We start from the raw sequence: 19424 nt of genomic DNA, 5'->3' as shown, positions 1-19424 counted from the left end.
GGCCTTAACGACCGGATTTCACCCGTCTCCCCTCTGTTTCGGAACTACTTGAGCGCTGACGGGCTCCCTTAACATCTTTACTTCCGAAACGATAGGTACAAGTTAGGCGAAATACCTGACTTTCCCACCTTTCACTCACCACATAATTTTGCGAAGGCAAAGCACTGGTAATCTTACTTCTTTGCAGTTTAAATACATCATTGGCGGAGAACTTCAGGTTCAGTTTATTGTCCATAAAGGACTTGCTGGCGCCCAGATCTACTCCATATTGCGCTGCAATTAACAAGGTTCCATAGACTTGTTTGGACTGATAATAGCCCGACCATTCCAATTTTGTGGTCGGATTTAAAGTCAGGGTCTGTGTGGTATTCAGGTTAAAGGCCAGGCGACCGCTTTTATAAGGATCACCCAAAATATCAGGCGCCTGAAAATTGTTGTAATAGGTTGTTAAATTGTTATTCGTACTCCACCATGAGGTGATCGCTATCGGGTAGCTCAGGTTCAGGTTATAAGAATCCTGTTTGGCCAGATTTTGTATCGAGATAAAAATAGTTTTTCTGGCGGTATCAGTCAGCAATACATCAGTCATCACATCACTGGTATGGCTATAGCCCAGGGTTACATTTAAGGTCTTTTTGAAGGAATAAGACAATTCAAACGCATTGGTAAATTGTGGTTTTAAGAAAGGATTACCCTGTCTGTAAGAATACAAATCCAGGTAGTTGATAAAAGGATTTAAGTTGCCATAATCCGGACGGTCAATCCTGCGGCTATACGACACCCCAACCTCATGATCTTTTGACAATTCCTGATTGATGAAAACACTTGGAAACAAACTGATATAATCTCTTTTGACTACCTTATTCTCCGTCACAGAATTCCCTTTAGAATTGGTCTGTTCGGCCCTTAAACCAACTTGAACCGTCGTATTTTTGAACTTTGTCTTAAAATTAGCGTAGGCTGCATTGATGTTTTCATCATAAATGAACTGGTTGCTCCTCTTCACATCATTTTGCCATTGATCCTGTACAAAATTCTCAAAAAGGAAGTTATTATCCGTCGTTACAAAGCTGGACTTCAAACCAAGATCTAACTTCATATCCTTGCTCAGCGGATACGTATAATCCAGTTTTGCGCCCCGGATTTTTACGGTAGAAGGCGCCGCATTTCTGAAAATATAATCGGGTTTTAAGGGTTGTCCTGCTGCATTTTTAAACATATTATTGAAAACATTGTCTTCATATCCATTATAACGGGAATAATCAGCATCAAAACTGAGCTCCTGCCCTAAGGTATCCAAGGTTCCACGGTAGTTTAAATTATACGTAATCCCGGTATATTTCGAAGAGCCTGTATTTGGGGCTACTACCGAAGAATCCGTTTTACCAGGTCGGTCACCAATTAACGTCAATACATCTGAGCCAGATTTCCTGGTACTGCGATAGCCATTTACAAAGAATCCAAGGGTATGGTTGTCATTGATAAAATAGTCCATTCCTGCTTTAAAGTTCCCGTTTTTTCTGGTATTGATCCCATGACTGGTCTGGTCAAAATAAGTTTGATCGGCAGCGGTTTGATTTACCCTGACAATATCTGTTTCGCCAAAGCGCTTGTTCAATCCATAATCCGCATTTCCGAAAATATTAAACTTTTTCTCCCTGTGGTTCAGGCTCAAAGAACCATTCGCTTTATGGTACGTCCCATAGCCGGCACCTGCTGATATGGTTCCATTGGTTCCAAAACTCCTGTTTTTCTTTAATTTAATGTTGATGATTCCCGAGTTGCCCGCCGCATCATATTTAGCGGAAGGATTGGTGATGAGTTCTATCGATTGGATGGCGCTACCTTCCGTAGAACGCAATAAATTGGCCAGTTGTTCGGAGGAAAGGTAGGTCGGTTTTCCGTCCATCATCACCGTTACCCCTTGTTTTCCCCTCAGCGCAATTTTACCATCCTTATCTACGGTAACACCAGGTGCTTTCTGTAGGATTTCCAATGCGGTATTTCCGGTAGCGAGGATACTATTTTCGATGTTTAACACCGTTTTATCGATCTGTCTTTCGATCAATGGTTTTTGTTTCACAATCTCCACCCCTTTCAGCTGTTTCGCATCAATCACCATTTGAACCATCCCTACGGACTGCAAACGCTGATCTGTTCCGATCTGGTAAGGACCTTTAACTAGTTTTTTATAGCCAACCACATAAATAGACACCAGATATTTACCAGGCAGAACGCTTTTAAATTCATAAGCACCATTGTCGCCGGTTAAAGTACCTCTTACCGAACTGGAATCTTTGGCGTTAAGTAAACTGATACTTGCATAAGGAAATGCTTTCTGTGTTTCATCTAAAACTTTCCCTGAAATCTCTCCGGAACCATTTCCTGAATTTTGCGCGGCTGCTTTATTAAACACAAACAACAACGCAGTGATTAATAAGGGGAATACAAAATATATTTTCGTTTTCATATAGACATAGTTATTCCACCTACGCTTTTAAGCATATCATCAGGTAAGGTGAAAGGTTCAGGTGATCTTGTTAATTTTAATATAAGATGCCCCTAACCAGCAGAAGGTTACATGAAATTGAAAATATTTTCAGTATTAGTGACTAACTTTGACAGATGAACCAAGAAATTGCAGTCATATTTGACATGGATGGCGTTATCTGCCATACCAATCCTTATCATTCACTTGCCTTTCGTCATTTCTTTTCCCTTAGAAATCTAGCTCCGACAGAAGCTGAGTTTGCCCAGCACATGTTTGGAAAAAGCAATAGCTATATCTTCAGTCATTTTTTCAACAGACCGATTACCGGCACAGAGCTATTAGCATTGGAAGAAGAAAAGGAAGGCTTGTTCCGCGAAATCTATAAAGACCATATTGAACCGATTGCGGGTATCGTTGAGTTTATAGCAGATCTGGAAAATCATGGTGTTAAACTGGGTGTGGCTACTTCTGCACCTTATGCCAATCTTGAATTGATCCTCAGCCAGGTAGACATCAGGAATAAATTAGGCTCTATTATGGCCAGCGAAGATGTGAAGAAACACAAGCCAGATCCGGAAGTTTATTTAACCTCGGCTAAGAACTTAGGGGTATCAGCAGATCAATGTCTGGTATTTGAAGATTCTTATTCGGGAATTTCTGCGGCTTTAAATGCAGGGATGCGTGTAGTGGGCGTGTTAACCTCCCATACCATTGAAGAACTACCGAAATGTGATTTATACATCAATGACTACAAAGAGTTGTCTTACGACAAGATCATCCGGTTATTTAAATAAAAACTGACCTTACTTTTCCAATAAAAAACCAGGTTTTCGCTGTGTTCAACAGCAAAAACCTGGTTTTCTTGTATAGTTATCTTTTATAGCTACTCAGTTCGATTTTCAACTGTTGAATTTCTTCCTGGGTATGCTTGTTCTCCAGATAATAATAGATGGCGAAGGCTAAAAATATCTTGCCTAATATAAACACTGCAGCGAACACCCATCTCCATATCTTGCGGATACGCATGTGACCGGATTCCCCTTCTACCTCAATAAACTGCTCAGTTCTACGTGACCGGGAATTGGGGCGGCTTCTTTCTACCGGTTCATCACCGATAAGGTATTCCATTTTTGGTGTTTTCACCAACTCACTCATACTAGCTTCAATTTTAAGCCATGTATTTACTGGTGGTGCAATAGCCATATGTTCCGCGATACGTTCCAGATCAGCTTCCAGTATAGCCAGGGCTTCTTCAACCTGAGGATGTTTGGATTTAAGAGACAACAGCTCTTCAATTTCGGCTTTAGAGGCAGAACCTAATACATAGGATTCTAACGCTCCACTTTCTAAGTACTCGTTTATTTTAACCACCGCTTCTCATAATTAGGAAAGCCTCTTTTAAAGTCTTTCTGGTTAAATCCTCTGTTGTATTTAGCGCAATTGATAATGCGGAAATCGTTTTCCCATGATGATAAACCTCACAGAAAACCCTTCTTTGAAACTCATTTAACTTGTCAAGGTAAGTATTGGCAGGTCGAACAACTGACATTCCGGTATGGACTTCAGTTTCATCCTGCCTGCTTTGCACATGAAGCAGCAGCAATTTTGCTTTTGCATATCTAAGCAGCTCACACCAGGTATTGATGTCCGCTTCCTCCTGCTTTTCCCGCAGTAAGGAGAGGGCTGAAAAAATTTTCACTAAGTATTCTTCGGCTAATTTTCGGTCTTTTACTACTTCAAAAATATAACCTAATAGCATTCCCGCATGCCTGTCGTAAAGACAACGTATGCTTTGAGATTGGTGATCTATTGTCACCTGAGAGGTAGATTCGAGCATGATTACATCTAAATTAGCCAAAGTTTAGCGAAAACAAAAATAAAAATAATCTAGCCCGCTAACCCTTCAGGTTGTTTCCTGTTCATCCTAAAGATAAAAAACATAATTACAATAGACAACAAAATCAGAATTAAGTAACTGTAGCTCAGGTTTCTCTCATCCTGTGCAGGAACAATATTCACGATACCATAGCTTAAAAACGAAACAATTACATAAGTAATCCCGCCGGTTAAACCACCGGCAATACCTGCATTTTTAGGGAATTTACTCAGGCAGAAAGTGAAATAATTATTGAAAGTATAACCTGCACCTACATGAATGATAAAGGCAAAGAAAATCAGGGAATATAAATTGCTGACATAGTTAAGGCTAAAGATCATGACCGCAACAAAGGCCAGTTGCAAAGAGACATTCCAAACCAATCTGCTGAAGAAAGGCTTGTTGATGGTTGCTTTACCGATAAAGCCACCTACCATCCAGGCAAAACCCAATACCAGGGAGCTGTAACCAGCAATCACCGGAGAGAAATTAAGCTGATGTTCGATGATAAAAGGACCGGTCATGTTGTAGACCATCACCATACAATAGGCCAGACCAAGCATTACAATCCCCAGGGTAAAACTGGGCGTTTTAATCATCTCAAGATAGATATTTACAATCTTTTTGAAATTAAATTCTGTGGCATGAACCAGGGTTTCTCCGCTGTAGATCAACTCCAAAGCAGCAAAAACTACGGCAAATCCTGCCAGAAAATAAAAATTAGATTCCCAGCCGAATGCTGCCTGCAGGTAACCGCCAACAAAAGGAGCAACAATTGGCCCGGTAGACCAGATAATCGAAAATAAGCTGAGGTAATGTTTCAATTGATCTCCTTTGAAAACATCTACGAAATAGGCTCTTTTAGCGACTACAATTGCGCCTACTGTTAATCCGTGAATCACCCGCATGGCATAAATCAGGTAGATATTATGTGTCATCGCAATCACCAGACTGGCTGCCGCGAAAATCAAAAGAGAAACCAGGCAGACTTTATACCGGCCAAAGCTATCCAGTACACTCCCGATAAATAGTTGAGATACGCCATAACTGATCAGGAAAATACTCAACGTAAGCTGCACCTGGATACTGGAAACATTCAATACGCCTGCCATAGTAGGCAATGAGGGAATATAAATATCGGTAGCAAAGCCCGATAAAGGAAGTAAAGCAAAAGCCAACCAGGTCGCAATTTGCTGGTGGTTTTCTTTAATTGTTTTTGTTTTTGATAGAATTGTGATCATAGATGCGGCAAAATTAGCGATTTACCCGCAGGGAGAATTATGAGAATCAAATATGCGATTACATAAATCAACTATAGAAAACACAAAAGAGCCTTAAAAACGCGGTCAACGCAATAAATACTGGAAACCCAGGTTCAAGCCCAAAACAAAAATTACACAATTCAAACAAAGAGACAACTGAGAAAGCTTTAATTCCTCCCTGTATTATTTTTTCAAAGTCAGGTAAAAGGTTGTCCCCTGTCCTAAAGTACTCTGCGCATGAATTTTCGCATTCATGATCGTAGCCATTTCATAAGAAATACTCAAAGCCAGACCGGCACCATGATGTTGATTCAGTTCCCCATCAGCAGCAGCTAAAGTAAAGAGCTGGTCAATTTTATCCTGGCTCATTCCCGCTCCCTCATCCTTAATGCTGACGACCACTTCTGTATCATTCAGCTCCATGCCCACAGTAATCCGACCACCAACCGGCGAGAATTTAGTCGCATTATTTAACATATTCCGGAGAATAAACAGCAACATCTGCTTGTGCGCGTAAACAGTTAGCTCTTCCGCAACGTCAAGTTCCAGGCGAATCATTTTCTTTTCCTGGCCCATCTGGAAGAAAGTATTGGCCTCATCAATCAGTGCTTTGAGTTTTAACTTTTCCGGATGGTATTCAAATCCATTTTTCTTGGATTTAATCCATTCCAGCAAGCCATCCATGAAGGAAAGACTTTTCTGCGCTGTCCCATTCAGCTCCCTCATGATTTCCAGTTTTTCCTCCTCCCCCAGTAAATCCACTTCCGCATTAAAAATACTGGAAAGCATCACTACCGTACTAAAGGGTTGTCGAACATCATGGGCAATCACAGAAATCAGCATGGTATTAAAGTGATTCGTTTTTTGCAGCTCCGTATTCTGTTTTAAGGTCAGCTCATGAAGTTTTCTTTGCGCCTCCGCATATTCCTTTTTTACCCGTAGCGAGCGGTATACAAAAAACAACAGGGCCACGCTTAGGGCAAATAAACAAGCCAGCAATCCAATCATCCGGAATCTGGAATCTGCCTTACTTTTAAGCTCCAGATTTTCATTTTCACGCAGGGCGAAGCTCAGGTAGTTAAAGCCCGATTTATCTGCGGCTCTGGTAATCATATCTCTTTTTGCCAGTAAAAGAGAAACGTAATAATAGGCCTTTTCAGGCTGCCCATGGGCTTTATAATAGCGGTATAATTTCCCTGCGAAGGTGGTATAGTATTCTGCGTAGCCAAACTCTTCCGAAGCTTCCAGACCATTGGTCAGGTAATTAATCCCCAGCTGGTCTTTTTTCTGATCCAGCATCATGTCGCTCAAAGCTGCATAAGTCCAGACCTTCACACTTTCAAAACCCATCAAATCAGCCTGCTTCAAGGCATTTAATACAGTATCCAGCCCTGCCTGTTTCTCCCCTGCGTCGTACAGGCTAACACCGGCAGTGGCGGAATAAAAAATCATCATGCGATGGTCCTGATACTTTTTTGCAATGGCATAACCTTCGTCAAACAAGCCCTTAAAACGCGTTTCGCTTAAATTTGTATCAATATCCAGGTATTTGCTGATGAGGATAGAGCGGATAGAATCCTTTTTCAAAGTCTTACTTTTCTCGTAAGCTTCATGGATATATTGCTGGGCATCGCCTCCTGATTTATTCACAAAAATCAGACTGGCCATATACATCTGCACCTGGCAAACACCTTCTTCATCATTTATTCTTTTATAAATCCGAAGGGCATCGCTAAAATATTTCGCAGAAAGGTAGTTGTTAATGGCTATATAATAAATCCCCTGGCTGTTTAGCGCATCAGCGATTCCTTTATTATAGTCATGTCTAAGGGCAATTCCCTGTGCTTTTTGTGCATAATAGAGACAGGAATCCCGGTATTGAAGGTGGGAAAGCATCCCAATGCGATTGAGTACATCGACATATCGGATGCTATCGTTAATCTTAGGCAGGCTGGATTCCAGATTCCTGACCTCTGCGATTTGAGAGAACACATCTTTGCTACCGAACCCTAAGGCTAGTAAAAACACAAAAAACATCAAACGTTTATGACTGAAGAGAGCGTTAGGTTCAGGCATAATAAACTATAGTATGGTCAGAGGACTCCATCATATTGATTTCATTAAGATAAGCAATAATATTACAGCTAAGTTATTTTTATATATTTATAAACAGGTTCAATTTCACTATCATTTCGCACTCTAAATTTGAGTGCAGTTCAAAAGAACTTTTTCCCTATGAAAACAATACCCTCAACTTTCAGACCATCAATCAGATTACTGATTTTTTTATTTTTCATTCTCCTGAACCTTAAAAGCAGTTCACAACCTCAGGTGTTGTGGAAATTCAACACGGGTGCTGCGGTATACGGAACAGCGGCTATTCACAACCAAATGGTTTATTTCGGAAGTGGTAACCACAGTTTCTATGCATTAAACAAAATTTCAGGAAAATTGATCTGGGAATATAAAACGAAGGGGGCCGTACATTCAGATCCGCTGATTTATGAAGACAAAGTGATTTTTTCCAGTGCGGATGGAAAAGTATACGCATTAGACCAGCGCAGCGGACAACTTCTCTGGAGTTTTACCACCAAAGGCGAACAGCAATATGATGCCTGGGATTATTACCTTTCCTCCCCTGTGGTGGCAGAAGGCCGGGTTTATATCGGTAGCGGCGACAGCAGTGTCTATGCGCTGGATTTACAATCCGGAAAAAAGATCTGGTCTTTTAAGACCGGTGGAATTGTACATGCTACTCCGGTAATTAAAGACAAGAAAGTACTTATAGGCAGTTATGACGGCTTTTTTTATGCTTTAGATACCCAAAGTGGCCAGCTCATCTGGAAGTTTAAAACCGTTGGCGACCTGTATTTCCCAAAAGGAGAAATACAAAAAGCAGCCAGTACAAACGAAAGCTCCGTATTTTTCGGAAGCCGTGATTACAACCTATATTCCCTCAGTTTAAAAACCGGAACCGGGCAATGGAACCGCAAAGAAGGCGGTAGCTGGATCATTGCGACACCTTTACTTGACCAGGACCAACTTTATGTAGGTACTTCAGATACCCATCAATTTCACCGCATGGGTACTACCTATGGCGATATCAAATGGACATTGCCGCTCAATATGAGGGTTTATGGTGCTGCTGTTATGATGAACAAAGAACTGGTTTTCGGATGCTTCAATGGCAGGGTTTATTTTGTGAATCCAGAAACCGGAAAGGTAAATACCAGCTTCCAGACAGAGGAAAGCAAGAAACATTATGCCGCTTTATTTGATGAAAATGATAAAGTCAGAAAAGATATTGATCCGGATGGGAAGAACTACCTGGAAGTAGAAAAAAGAATTCTTGCTTTAGGAGCGATCCTGGCCAGCCCTAAAGTAGATCAGGATTTGCTTTATTTTGGCGATGCCAATGGCTTTTTCTATGCCCTGAAAAGGTAAGGCTACTTTAAACCTGTGTAACGATAAGAAACAAAACGCCCTGCAAACTAAAAATAGCATTTGCAGGGCGTTTTATTTTGAACAGCGCTTGCTGATTATTTGAATAAATTTTATCGGGGTTATTTAGCGTCAACTAAAGTCACTGTAAAATCAAGTACTGAACTTGCAGGGATTCCACTCTGACCTTCATTCCCATAAGCCAGTTTAGAAGGAATCAGTAAACGGATTATCGCTCCTTTTTGAACTTTAGAAATACCAATCTGCCATCCTGGAATTACACCACCCAACGTAAAGTTGATCGGTTTTCCACCACCATTATCAAATACAGAACCATTCAACAACCTGCCTTCGTACTGAGCAGTAATAGCGGTATTTCCATTGTAAATAACGGTACCTTCTCCATCTTTAATCACCTGATAAAATAAGCCTGATGGATCTTCTTTTACATTAGGAATTTTCTGATCGGCAATAAATTTTTGAATCAGCTCTTTATCTTTTGCAAATTGCTTTTCCTGATCGAATTCTTTAGCACAGCCTGCAAAGCATACCGCTGCGCAAACCAATAGAAATAAGTGTTTTATCGTTTTCATTGCCACAAATATATCATTTAATTGATTTTCACAACGTGATCCCTTAGATTTTATTGCTAAGTTTAAGGAAACAGGAAGCCCCTCCGGGCTATCCTTGTTTTTTTTTAATACAACTATATGAAATCATTAACGCAAAGAATCCCTCTACTCGACCCTGTACTAAAGGGCATCGGACAAATCATGTTACAGGAAAACGCATGGACAGGCCTCCTGTTTTTAGCCGGCATATTTTGTGGCTCCCTGCAAATGGGAATTGGCGCCATCCTCGCTACGCTATGTGGGACCATCACCGCGCAAGTTTTAAAATACAAAGAAGAAGAAATAGAAAGTGGACTGTATGGCTTCAGTGCGGCCTTAGTCGGCGTAGCCTTACCCTTCTATTTTCAATCTGTGGCGGTCATCTGGATCGCGATTGTCATTGGCGCTATTCTGGCCACGATGCTACAACACTTTTTTATTGTGAAGAAAATACCGGTATTCACTTTCCCCTTTGTATTTGTAACCTGGATTTTGCTATACATTTTCCATCAGTTATACCCGGTAGCACCATCTGATGTATTGATGATGGAAACGCAGCTGAATGAAGATTTTGCGCATGCTTTCCGTGGCTTCGGACAAGTTATTTTTCAGGGTGGCACCATTGCCGGACTGTTATTTTTTATTGCTGTATTTATCAGTTCTCCAATCTCTGCGCTTTATGCGATGGCCGCAGGCGTAGTTGCAGCTGCAATTTCCAGCTGTTTATCCTTAAATCCACAGGAAAGTATTGCCATGGGATTAGGCAGTTACAATGCGGTATTGTGCGCCATTGTTTTTGCGGGAACGAAAGTAATGGATGGATTTTGGGTACTATTATCAGTAGTATTGGCGCTGTTTGTGGCCTGGCTAATGGCAAGCTTTAATTTCACCTTGCTTACCTTCCCATTTGTGGCAGGAACCTGTCTGACTTTAGTGCTTAAAAATGTACATACTAACTTCTTCAAAATAGAAAAGGCAGCCAAATCGGGTGCCAATCAAAGACATTAACAACGAAAAAAGCCGGTTTGCAAATATAGATTGCAAACCGGCTTTCTCGTTTATAGTCCTTTGGCTAAAATAGCCGCTGCATCCTGATCGTCATAATTTGCGATCTGTGCCTTCAACTCCTTAGTCATTTCAGCAGTAACCTGCTCATAACCTTTCTTACCGTATAGATTATTCATTTCATTAGGATCTTTTTTCAGGTCGAACAGCTCCCAGCCATTCACGCGTGTATAAAAACGGATCAGCTTATACCTTTTGTTTCTGATGCCAAAATGTGGCGATACGCTATGTTCTCCATTTTCATAATAATGGTAAAACATCGTGTTTCTACCTGCTATTTTAGGATCTTTCAGTTGAGGAAGCATTGATTTTCCCTGTATCGCTGTAGGGATGGCAATTCCAGCAGCATCCAGCATCGTTGGCGCAATATCCAGGTTCATGACAAAATCTTTTGATACTGTGCCTGGTTTAATCACCCCCGGGTAACGCATCACCATTGGCGTACGGAAAGACTCTTCATAAATAAATCTTTTGTCGAACCAGCCATGTTCTCCAAGGTAAAAACCCTGATCAGACATATAAATAACGATGGTATTTTTAGTTAACCCCTGTTTGTCCAGGTAATCCAGCGTTCTGCCGATATTGCGGTCTAAAGAAGCGGCCGTACTTAAATAATCGCGCATATAATGTTGAAATTTCCATTCCGTCAATGCTTTTCCGGTTAGATTTTTAGCTTTCAGATCTGCTGCTATCGGCTGATAATACGCATTGAATTTTGCTCTTTGCGCAGCATTCATCCGTTTCACGGAACCTTCTCTATCTGCTTCCGCTTCTGATCCGAACATTTTCAAATCATAACCCATGATCATCGTTTTAGCGATACTCATGTCCTGAATTTTCGCGGCTTCACGGGTTTTATAATCGTCATAGAAATTAGCTGGCAAAGGGAAAGTTACTTTATCGAACATCCCCATATCGGCAGTATCCGGCAACCATACACGGTGGGTAGCCTTATGGCCAATCACCAGGCAAAAAGGTTTCGACTGGTCACGTTGATCCAGCCATTCTTCGGCTACATCTTCCACAACATTGGTCACATAACCATCGTATCTTTTCTTAGTCCCATCCTGCATCAGGAAATCCGGGTTGTAATATTGTCCCTGATCAGGCAGTACCTGCCAATGGTCAAATCCCTGTGGGGTAGTTTCCAAATGCCATTTCCCGATCCATGCGGTTTGATATCCGCCATTTCTCAGTTGTTTCACAAAAGAATCCTGACTGCCATCAAATTTGGAATGTTCATTGTCTTTGAAACCGTTTTTATGGCTGTATTTTCCGGTTAAAATTACCGCTCGACTAGGTCCGCAGATAGAATTGGTTACATAACCTTTATCAAAACGGACACCTTCTTTGGCAATCCTGTCAATCGAAGGTGTTTTCATCAGCTTGCTGCCATAAGCACCAATCGATTGAAAAGCATGGTCGTCGGAAACAATAATGATAATGTTGGGCTGCTGTTGGGCATAGGTCAAGTGTCCGCAAAGCATTAAAAATAATAGGGAAAGTTTTTTCATTGTGTGGTTTAAAGGTTTAGTTTTCAGGCGGTCTAACCTACCGCCTGAAAGATTTATTTATCCTGGGTGATGTTAAAAGTAACTGCCTGAAGGTTAAAGGTAGGATTTACTTTTATAGTAACAGTTCTCGCAAGCCCACTTGTATTTGGTTTTACGGTAACCGGGAGTGTAAAATCTCCTGAACCATAGATTCTGGTAATCGTTAACCAATCTATCTGCGGACTGGTAATCCACCAGCCATCAGCACCTGCACTGATCTTGATGTTCAGTTTTCCACCCGCTGCCGGGAGAGTGGTTACACCGCTTTCCAGCGTTGCGGAGAAAGGTGTGGGTTCAGGCTTTGGCGAGATATTTTCCTTTTTACAGGAAAAGGAAAGTCCAATCAGCATGACAAAAAGCAAGACTTTCAATTTATGATTAAATGTTTTCATTCTTTTCTGTTTAAATTGTGATTACCATCCTGGATTTTGAACCCATTTCTGTCCGGTTAACTGTAGCATTCGCTGTTGAATCGGCAACAAATAATCTCTTTCCGGATTAAAACCAGAGCCATTTGGCAAGATGCTTTTGAAAGGATCGATATATCTTCTGGCATCACCAGGATTGCCATTCAGGTAAAGATTTACGGATTTCCCAGCCGGAGCAGTATCATAATACAATAAGGAAGCACTATAAAATCCACCGGTAACATTCTGACTGGTCATATCGCTACCCACAAAAAGCGTCCCCAACTGGCGTTTGCCAATCAACAACTCCCCGGCTGCTGCCCAACGCATGATGTCATCTAAACGCATTCCTTCTGCGGCCAGCTCCACCCTACGCTCTCTCCTTACTGCCTGGATTACATTGCTCAGGTTCCGGAAAGGATAAGTAGCATCGGTATTATATTCTCTGTTGAAATCAATTGCAGGCATGCCAACACGCGCCCTCAATGGGTTGATCGCATTTGCAATTGCGGTAGGATCTCCGTTCAATTCTGCTACTGCTTCAGCATAATTTAACAAGACCTCTGCATAGCGAAAAGCGATGGCCGGAGCCACACTTTTAAAGTCGTCAGCTACCGCAGCAGCATTATTATATTCTAAAAATTTATAGAGCGGATAACCTGTTGTACTTTTATTAAAACCAGTCTGATTGATCGGTGGGTACCCAGGAACCACTACCGAAGGCCTTAAAGGTTTACCAGGAATGCCTACGGTTTGTCCCAAACGCGGGTCTCTTAATACCGGACTTAATTCCTGAGCGTACACTTTCTGTGCCTCAGCACGTTCTGTACCTAGAAAAGGTCGGCCATCTCTGGTTAAATAATCATCCACCAAAGACAATGTTAAGCCCAGATCAGCCCCAGCTGTACCGGTATATTTACTCACACTATGCGCGATATTGTCATTGGCATTGTATTTCTTCCAAAGCAGAATTTCCGGATTTGTAGAAAGGTCTGTGGTAATAAACAGGTTTCCATAATCTTCCAAAGGCTTAGCGGTGGTATAAACTGACCATTTACCGGCAGTCATTACGGCAGATGCCGCATCCCTGGCTTGTTCAAAATAACTTTGAATCTTCTCCGGACTGATGTCTTTGGTGAAAAAAGGATCATTTTTAGCTTTATGGTATTTCTGCCAAGTTGCTTCATATAGCGCTACTCTCGACTTGAAAGCTCTTGCCACATCTTTATGAAGACGCATGCTCGCGCTATTGCTCGCTATTGGCAATAAAGCCACCGCCTGATCCAGGTCTGCCAATACAGAATCCACAACTAAGATTCTGGAGTCCCTTGGTACTTCCATTAATTCCGGCTCTCCCGGTAATACGCGGTTTACCCAGGTTACCCCGCCAATTTTTTTCAGCATATTAAAATAAGTATATGCTCTAAAAAAGCGTGCTTCTCCTAAGTACTTCTGATTCTCAGCAACCTGTCCTTTTGCATTTTTAAAATTCTCAAAGAAATAGTTCAGATTTCTAATCGTGCTATATTCTCCTATTCCAGTGGCATTACTCAGGGCAAAAAGTCCACTGGTACGCGTATTTATGGAAGAGAAAATCATGTTATCTGTCCCTGCATCATTAAAAGCAATACCTGCCCCGCCAATACCAGTTGGCTGGCCGGGGAAAGCACCCTGATAAAACTGGTTCATATACATTCTCAACTCATTGGTAGAAGCGAGACTATTCGTGGTACTTAAAGTATCCAGTGGCTCCAGGTCAAGGAAGTTTTTCTTACAGGCAGAAAAAACAAACAGCAGGCCTAATAGCAAACCTATATTTAAATTCTTTTTCATTTTCTTATCTTTTTATAGCCCAATATTTACACCCATTGCATACACCCTGCTTAAAGGGTAAATTTTTCCGGCATCATTACTATTAACTCCGGCGATGGTTTCAGGATCCAGCATTTTTGCCAGTTTGGTAATCGTAAACAAGTTTTCACCAGTTACAAATACACTCACTTTACTCATCTTTAGCTTTTTGGTCCATCGTTCTGGTAAGGCATAATTGATGGTGGCATTTTTTAACCTGAGGTAAGCTGCATTTTGAATGTACCTATCGGCCACCTGTTCAGTTTTACTGATAAAGGAGCCTGCAGAACCAGCAGGTGCTGCATAAGGATTTGGATAATAAGCACCGGTATTTTGTGGCGTCCAATAATCTAAGTGTTCTTTAAAGACGGTTACCTGAGCTAAAGAACCTGCACCCCAGAAATAAACATCACTGGATCCCGGCACGTAATCTCTTTTACCAATCCCCTGGAATAAGGCAGAAACAGAGATTCCTTTCCATTGGATATAGCCGTTGAAAGAATAAGCATACCTGGCGGCAGCATTACCGATAATACTCAAATCTCCGGTATCACCAAGTACATTATTTCCTCTGTCAAGTTTCCCGTCACCATTCAGATCAAGGTAGTTCACATCTCCGGGCACCCAATTTACTGCAGACAGGAAAGAGTGGTTTAGTTTATTAAAAGCAGCGGCCTCTTCCGGTGTTTGAATCAAACCAGAAGCTCTATATCCCCAGATTTCACCTACTTTTTTGCCTTCGTACCAGGCATTGGCAGGATCACTATTGGTAGGATTCTGGTATTTAGTAACGACCGATTTATTATCAGATAACATGGCAGTCAGGGAATATTGAATACCATTATCCAGCTGATCACGCCAGGTTAGCGACAATTCCCATCCATTGGTTCTCAGGTTCGCATTATTACTTTTTGGAGGAATACCCCCATACATATCGGCAATATCCAGAGCCGGACCTAACATATCTTTTGTACTTCTTTGAAAAACATCTACACTCCCGCTAAGTCTGCTATTCAGCGCTTCGAAATCTAATCCGATGTTTCCATTTTGCACTTTTTCCCAGGTCACACCCGGATTAAATGGTACCGGAGCATTGATATATGCTTCTCTACCATTTTGAAAATACCATGGCCCTCCGGCTCCTGATGGTCCCGGAACGGTGACATTCATCGATTGCGCATAAGAATAAAGACCTGCACCGGATTGATTTCCTAAGAAACCATAAGATCCACGCAGTTTAAGCATACTGATGTGTTCTTTAAATGGCTCCATAAATTTCTCCTGAGCGAGGTTGTATCCCAGGGAGAAAGAAGGGAAAAACCCCCATCTGCTGTTTGATGCAAAGCGGGAAGAACCATCGTAACGGCCATTGATTTCTACCAGGTATTTACTTTTATAATTGTAGTTAAACCTCCCAAAAAAGCCCTGTGTTCCCCAATGGTTCCGTAACTCCTGGGTAGTCTGAGCCCCGGTAGCCAGAGAAATACCAGGTCTTGTTGTACTAATCAAATCCTGAACTGAAGAAGAAAGGTATTTATACTCATTCAATTCCTGTTGAAAACCTGCCATTACACTGAAATTGTGATCTTCATTCAGGGTGTAGTTGTAAGAACTGTATACATTCGGGGAGAAGTAATTGGTGGAACCCATATTACGGGAATATCCACCTAGTAAAGGGATATTATATTCGGACCTGTTTACAAACTTGGGCGTGCCGTCAATTCCATAAATCAGTCCCGGCAATTTCAAAATATCCTCATTCGTATTTTTCTTCAGGAGGTTAAAATCGGCCATGATTTTCCAGTTTTTAACCGGTTCAAATTCTAAACCCGGCAAAATAGCCAGGGTATTTTCTTTAACCACATCACTGGAACCAGATTGCAGATAAGGGACATTAGACATTTCCGAAAAATTCCCATTGAGGTCGTAAGGAGAAATATTGGGTCTCATCCTGGCCAGGTTATGAAAAAATAAAGATTCAAAACCCGCGAATGGAGTTTTAGAAGTAGACTGCGTGAATTTGGTGTTTAACTTTAGTTTCACCCAACTGGTCAATTGAGAGCTGATACTCGCATTCAGGTTTTATCTATCGTAATTGATATCTGCATAACGCATGCTTCCACCTTCATTATAATAGGCACCCGACACAAAAAACTGCGTATTCTTATTTCCACCACTGGCGCTTACATTGTGCGATTGTCGCAAGGCATAAGGCTTATAATGAAAGGCAAACCAATCGGTATTGGCAACCCCGTTTGAGGTATTTTCCCAGTTCGAATAGAAGTTATCATTGGCTTCCGGAAAGATATTCATTCCTGTAGGATCCTTGATATACTGCTGTAACAAGGCCAGTTTTTCCTCAGAATACTGCTTGCTTCCTGTGGCGTTGAAAGTTGCCGTATTGAAATAAGTTGCAAAATCATAGGAATTGGCCATTTTTGGCAGCAATAAGGGAGAGGTTAGTCCTACGTTACTGGAATAAGTTAAGGTGGTTTTATCGGCTACTCCTTTTTTTGTGGTCACCAAAATCACCCCGTAAGGTGCTCTTGCACCATAAATAGCGGATGCTGCTGCATCTTTCAAGATGGAAATAGACTCGATGTCATTCGGATTTACATCGGCTAATGACATGGCCATTCCATCTACCAATACAAAAGGTCCATCTCCACCGCTTAAGTTTCCGGCGCCTCTGATATTCAGGTTAAAACTTTGTCCTGGTTTGGTGTTGCCACCTACCGAAACATTTAATCCCGGAGCTAGTCCCTGCAAACTTTGAGTGGCATTCACAACCGGTCTATTTTCGAGCTCATCGCCTTTTACCACCGATATTGCCCCGGTTAGGTTAACCTTCTTTTGTGTACCATAACCCACTACCACCACCTCATTCAGCTCCCCAAGGTCAGCCTGTAATTTGATAGTCAGTTGTTTTTGGCCGTTAAGTTTTACTTCCTGACTGATATAGCCCAGGTAAGAAACCTGTAGGGTTGCATTTTCATCTACACCTTTCAAAAGAAACTGCCCGTTATTATCCGTTACCGCCCCTTGTCCGGTGCCTTTCACTTTTACCGTGGCTCCGGGAACGCCTTGTCCGGTTTCATCCAGCACTTTCCCCCTTACCTCAATCCCCGCCAATCCGATCAATTGATTTAGGGATGCAGGGCTGATCTTTTTATCTTTCACAATCACACTCTGCCCTTCAATGACATAAACAATCATCGGTTGGTTCCTGAAACTATGTTTCAAAGCTTCTTCCAGGCTCACCTCTTTCACATTGATGTTTACCGGCCTGGCCAGTTTCAATGCATCGGAAACAAAAACAAGGTCGAAACCACTTTGTCTGGAAATCTCTTTAAGGACTTTCCTCAGGGAGACATTCTGCTCAGAAAGTGTAATTTTCTTTTGAGCAAAACCGGCAGCACTAACTTGTAATAAACAGGACATCAACAACAGGACGGTCAGCTTCATTGTCAATAATATTTTACGCTTCATACGGCGATAGCCGCAGGAATTAAAGGTTATAAATTCATACATTTGGTTTAGTTGGTTTTTAATGAACGAGGCATAGCGGTGCTGTAACCCTCGTTCCTGGTCATTTATAAGGCGTTCGTGTTTTATAAAATGGATACCTGTAAAAACTTTATTAACCAGGAGCGGCTTCAACGCTTCTGGTTTTTTTGTTACAGGCCTTTAATTAGTAAAATTTAAGGCATCACTGTAACCCTCCTTCCTTCGACTTTAAAATTAAATTTATCTGTATTGGAGAGTGTTTTTAAGACGGTTTCAAGCGATTTATCTCTGGAAATATTACCACCGATTTTTTTGGAACTGATATTTGCTGCATAAGCTATTTCCACATCATACCATCGGGCTATTTTCCTCATGATGGCATGGATATCTTCATCCTGAAACAGGAAATAGCCTTCTTTCCAGGCCATCACTTCTGCCACATCAATAGCAGACACGTCCAGATGACCGGATTCAAATACGGCTTGCTCCCCGGGTTTAAGGAGCGCCTTTGCAGCAGAGCCAACTAATTTAACGGCCACGCTACCTTCCAATAGCGTAGTTTTTGTCTGGCTCTCCTCTTCATAAGCATCTACATTAAAATGTGTGCCTAGAACCTCTATTTCCTGTCCTTTGGTATACACTACAAAAGGCATTTTCTTATTCTTCTTCACTTCAAAATAAGCCTCACCAAGTAGTCTTACCGCCCGTTTATCCCCGGTAAAATCCGCTGGATAACTCAAAGTGGAAGCCGCATTGAGCCATACCTTTGTCCCATCCGGCAAACTGATCTGATACTGTCCGCCTATAGGGGTAGCAATTTTATTATAAGCACTTTTCTGAGCCTTTCCCGTATAAACCAGGGAACCATCTTTCGCTTTGGTAATGGTTACCCCAGCTTGTTTCGCAATTTCACCATTGCTAACTTCATCTAATGCAATCGTCCGGCCATCAGCAAGGGTGAGCATGGCCTTATTTTTTGAACCGGGCAAGGTATGACTGATTTTCTCCTGAGGAACTGCGCTGATTTTATCCGGTAAATTATAGTAATAGAAACCGATACTGCATGTAATCAGCACCATGGCTGCTACTGCTGCCATCTTTGGCCATAAAGAGCGGATCGCTGAGTTTGTTATCGGATGCTGCGCTGCCGGGAGATCCAGTTTATTTTGGAGAAAAGCCCATATTTCTTCCAGTTGCTCGTCTTTTTTTTCCTGAGAAATCTCCGGCAATCCGGCTTCCTCCTGCTTAAGGTACCAGGTTTCCAACATCCCTTGTTCCTCCGCCGAGCAATTTCCTGCGAGATATTTCTTTAATAAATCAGGTACTTCTTCTTTTTGCATAAGTAATCAAGAATTTTCTT

The 19424-nt window shown here is 41.6% G+C and carries 15 protein-coding genes; 3 read left to right on the top strand and 12 right to left on the bottom strand.

The features are described from left to right. Positions 1 to 4: 4 nt before the first annotated feature. Positions 5 to 2470, bottom strand: a complete 2466-nt coding sequence (locus R2Q66_RS13320; RefSeq protein WP_316749731.1) for an outer membrane beta-barrel protein — start codon at positions 2468 to 2470, stop codon at positions 5 to 7. A gap of 155 nt (positions 2471 to 2625) precedes the next feature. Here R2Q66_RS13320 and R2Q66_RS13315 point away from each other — a divergent pair, with 155 nt between their 5' ends. After that, a complete protein-coding gene (locus R2Q66_RS13315; protein ID WP_316749729.1) occupies positions 2626 to 3285 on the top strand; it encodes an HAD family phosphatase in 660 nt (219 codons plus the stop codon). Positions 3286 to 3361: 76 nt separating this feature from the next. On the opposite strand, the gene R2Q66_RS13310 is transcribed toward R2Q66_RS13315, so the two are convergent. From R2Q66_RS13310 to R2Q66_RS13295, 4 genes are all read right to left on the bottom strand, one after another. Then, positions 3362 to 3862 carry a hypothetical protein gene (locus tag R2Q66_RS13310; RefSeq protein ID WP_316749728.1) on the bottom strand — a complete coding sequence of 167 codons (501 nt, stop codon included), beginning with the start codon at positions 3860 to 3862 and terminating at the stop codon, positions 3362 to 3364. Continuing rightward, positions 3855 to 4349 (bottom strand): hypothetical protein, encoded by a 495-nt coding sequence (locus R2Q66_RS13305; RefSeq protein WP_316749726.1) that lies wholly within the window; start codon positions 4347 to 4349, stop codon positions 3855 to 3857. The genes R2Q66_RS13310 and R2Q66_RS13305 overlap by 8 nt, the downstream gene beginning before the upstream one ends. Positions 4350 to 4378: 29 nt before the next feature. Beyond that, positions 4379 to 5608 (bottom strand): MFS transporter, encoded by a 1230-nt coding sequence (locus R2Q66_RS13300; RefSeq protein WP_316749724.1) that lies wholly within the window; start codon positions 5606 to 5608, stop codon positions 4379 to 4381. Between the two features lie 204 nt (positions 5609 to 5812). After that, positions 5813 to 7705 (bottom strand): HAMP domain-containing sensor histidine kinase, encoded by a 1893-nt coding sequence (locus tag R2Q66_RS13295; protein ID WP_316749723.1) that lies wholly within the window; start codon positions 7703 to 7705, stop codon positions 5813 to 5815. Positions 7706 to 7864: 159 nt separating this feature from the next. Here R2Q66_RS13295 and R2Q66_RS13290 point away from each other — a divergent pair, with 159 nt between their 5' ends. Beyond that, entirely contained in the window at positions 7865 to 9073 is a 1209-nt protein-coding gene (locus tag R2Q66_RS13290; RefSeq protein ID WP_316749721.1) for a PQQ-binding-like beta-propeller repeat protein, read from the top strand. A 119-nt stretch (positions 9074 to 9192) separates the two neighbouring features. On the opposite strand, the gene R2Q66_RS13285 is transcribed toward R2Q66_RS13290, so the two are convergent. After that, on the bottom strand, positions 9193 to 9663 hold the full coding sequence (locus tag R2Q66_RS13285; protein ID WP_316749718.1) for an FKBP-type peptidyl-prolyl cis-trans isomerase: 471 nt from the start codon (positions 9661 to 9663) through the stop codon (positions 9193 to 9195). A 117-nt stretch (positions 9664 to 9780) separates the two neighbouring features. Between R2Q66_RS13285 and R2Q66_RS13280 the strand changes: the two genes are divergently transcribed. Further along, positions 9781 to 10689, top strand: a complete 909-nt coding sequence (locus tag R2Q66_RS13280) for an urea transporter (RefSeq protein WP_316749716.1) — start codon at positions 9781 to 9783, stop codon at positions 10687 to 10689. Between the two features lie 50 nt (positions 10690 to 10739). Here the strand turns inward: R2Q66_RS13280 and R2Q66_RS13275 are convergent, their stop codons facing one another. From R2Q66_RS13275 to R2Q66_RS13250, 6 genes are all read right to left on the bottom strand, one after another. Beyond that, positions 10740 to 12260 (bottom strand): sulfatase, encoded by a 1521-nt coding sequence (locus tag R2Q66_RS13275; RefSeq protein ID WP_316749714.1) that lies wholly within the window; start codon positions 12258 to 12260, stop codon positions 10740 to 10742. Between the two features lie 53 nt (positions 12261 to 12313). Beyond that, a complete protein-coding gene (locus R2Q66_RS13270; RefSeq protein ID WP_316749712.1) occupies positions 12314 to 12691 on the bottom strand; it encodes a BACON domain-containing protein in 378 nt (125 codons plus the stop codon). Between the two features lie 21 nt (positions 12692 to 12712). Beyond that, positions 12713 to 14539, bottom strand: coding sequence for a RagB/SusD family nutrient uptake outer membrane protein (locus R2Q66_RS13265; RefSeq protein ID WP_316749710.1), 1827 nt, complete (start codon positions 14537 to 14539; stop codon positions 12713 to 12715). Between the two features lie 12 nt (positions 14540 to 14551). Further along, positions 14552 to 16636 carry a SusC/RagA family TonB-linked outer membrane protein gene (locus R2Q66_RS13260; protein ID WP_316749990.1) on the bottom strand — a complete coding sequence of 695 codons (2085 nt, stop codon included), beginning with the start codon at positions 16634 to 16636 and terminating at the stop codon, positions 14552 to 14554. A gap of 3 nt (positions 16637 to 16639) precedes the next feature. Further along, positions 16640 to 18022 (bottom strand): carboxypeptidase-like regulatory domain-containing protein, encoded by a 1383-nt coding sequence (locus tag R2Q66_RS13255; protein WP_316749708.1) that lies wholly within the window; start codon positions 18020 to 18022, stop codon positions 16640 to 16642. A 236-nt stretch (positions 18023 to 18258) separates the two neighbouring features. Continuing rightward, the gene (locus R2Q66_RS13250; protein ID WP_316749706.1) at positions 18259 to 19404 is read right to left on the bottom strand and encodes a FecR family protein; all 1146 of its coding nucleotides are present in this window, start codon (positions 19402 to 19404) and stop codon (positions 18259 to 18261) included. Positions 19405 to 19424: the final 20 nt, after the last annotated feature.

Origin of the sequence: Pedobacter gandavensis (assembly GCF_032677645.1) — a bacterium.
GTDB classification, from domain to species: Bacteria; Bacteroidota; Bacteroidia; order Sphingobacteriales; family Sphingobacteriaceae; genus Pedobacter; species Pedobacter gandavensis_A.
Note: the sequence above shows the minus strand (reverse complement) of the source record. Positions and strands in the feature narration are given on the sequence as shown.

What these genes read in the sequence shown, in the direction of transcription:
- R2Q66_RS13320 (WP_316749731.1), bottom strand. Translation starts at nt 2,470, where the DNA reads ATGAAAACGAAAATATATTTTGTATTCCCCTTATTAATCACTGCGTTG.
- R2Q66_RS13315 (WP_316749729.1), top strand. Translation starts at nt 2,626, where the DNA reads ATGAACCAAGAAATTGCAGTCATATTTGACATGGATGGCGTTATCTGC.
- R2Q66_RS13300 (WP_316749724.1), bottom strand. Translation starts at nt 5,608, where the DNA reads ATGATCACAATTCTATCAAAAACAAAAACAATTAAAGAAAACCACCAG.
- R2Q66_RS13295 (WP_316749723.1), bottom strand. Translation starts at nt 7,705, where the DNA reads ATGCCTGAACCTAACGCTCTCTTCAGTCATAAACGTTTGATGTTTTTT.
- R2Q66_RS13290 (WP_316749721.1), top strand. Translation starts at nt 7,865, where the DNA reads ATGAAAACAATACCCTCAACTTTCAGACCATCAATCAGATTACTGATT.
- R2Q66_RS13285 (WP_316749718.1), bottom strand. Translation starts at nt 9,663, where the DNA reads ATGAAAACGATAAAACACTTATTTCTATTGGTTTGCGCAGCGGTATGC.
- R2Q66_RS13280 (WP_316749716.1), top strand. Translation starts at nt 9,781, where the DNA reads ATGAAATCATTAACGCAAAGAATCCCTCTACTCGACCCTGTACTAAAG.
- R2Q66_RS13275 (WP_316749714.1), bottom strand. Translation starts at nt 12,260, where the DNA reads ATGAAAAAACTTTCCCTATTATTTTTAATGCTTTGCGGACACTTGACC.
- R2Q66_RS13270 (WP_316749712.1), bottom strand. Translation starts at nt 12,691, where the DNA reads ATGAAAACATTTAATCATAAATTGAAAGTCTTGCTTTTTGTCATGCTG.
- R2Q66_RS13265 (WP_316749710.1), bottom strand. Translation starts at nt 14,539, where the DNA reads ATGAAAAAGAATTTAAATATAGGTTTGCTATTAGGCCTGCTGTTTGTT.
- R2Q66_RS13255 (WP_316749708.1), bottom strand. Translation starts at nt 18,022, where the DNA reads ATGAAGCTGACCGTCCTGTTGTTGATGTCCTGTTTATTACAAGTTAGT.
- R2Q66_RS13250 (WP_316749706.1), bottom strand. Translation starts at nt 19,404, where the DNA reads ATGCAAAAAGAAGAAGTACCTGATTTATTAAAGAAATATCTCGCAGGA.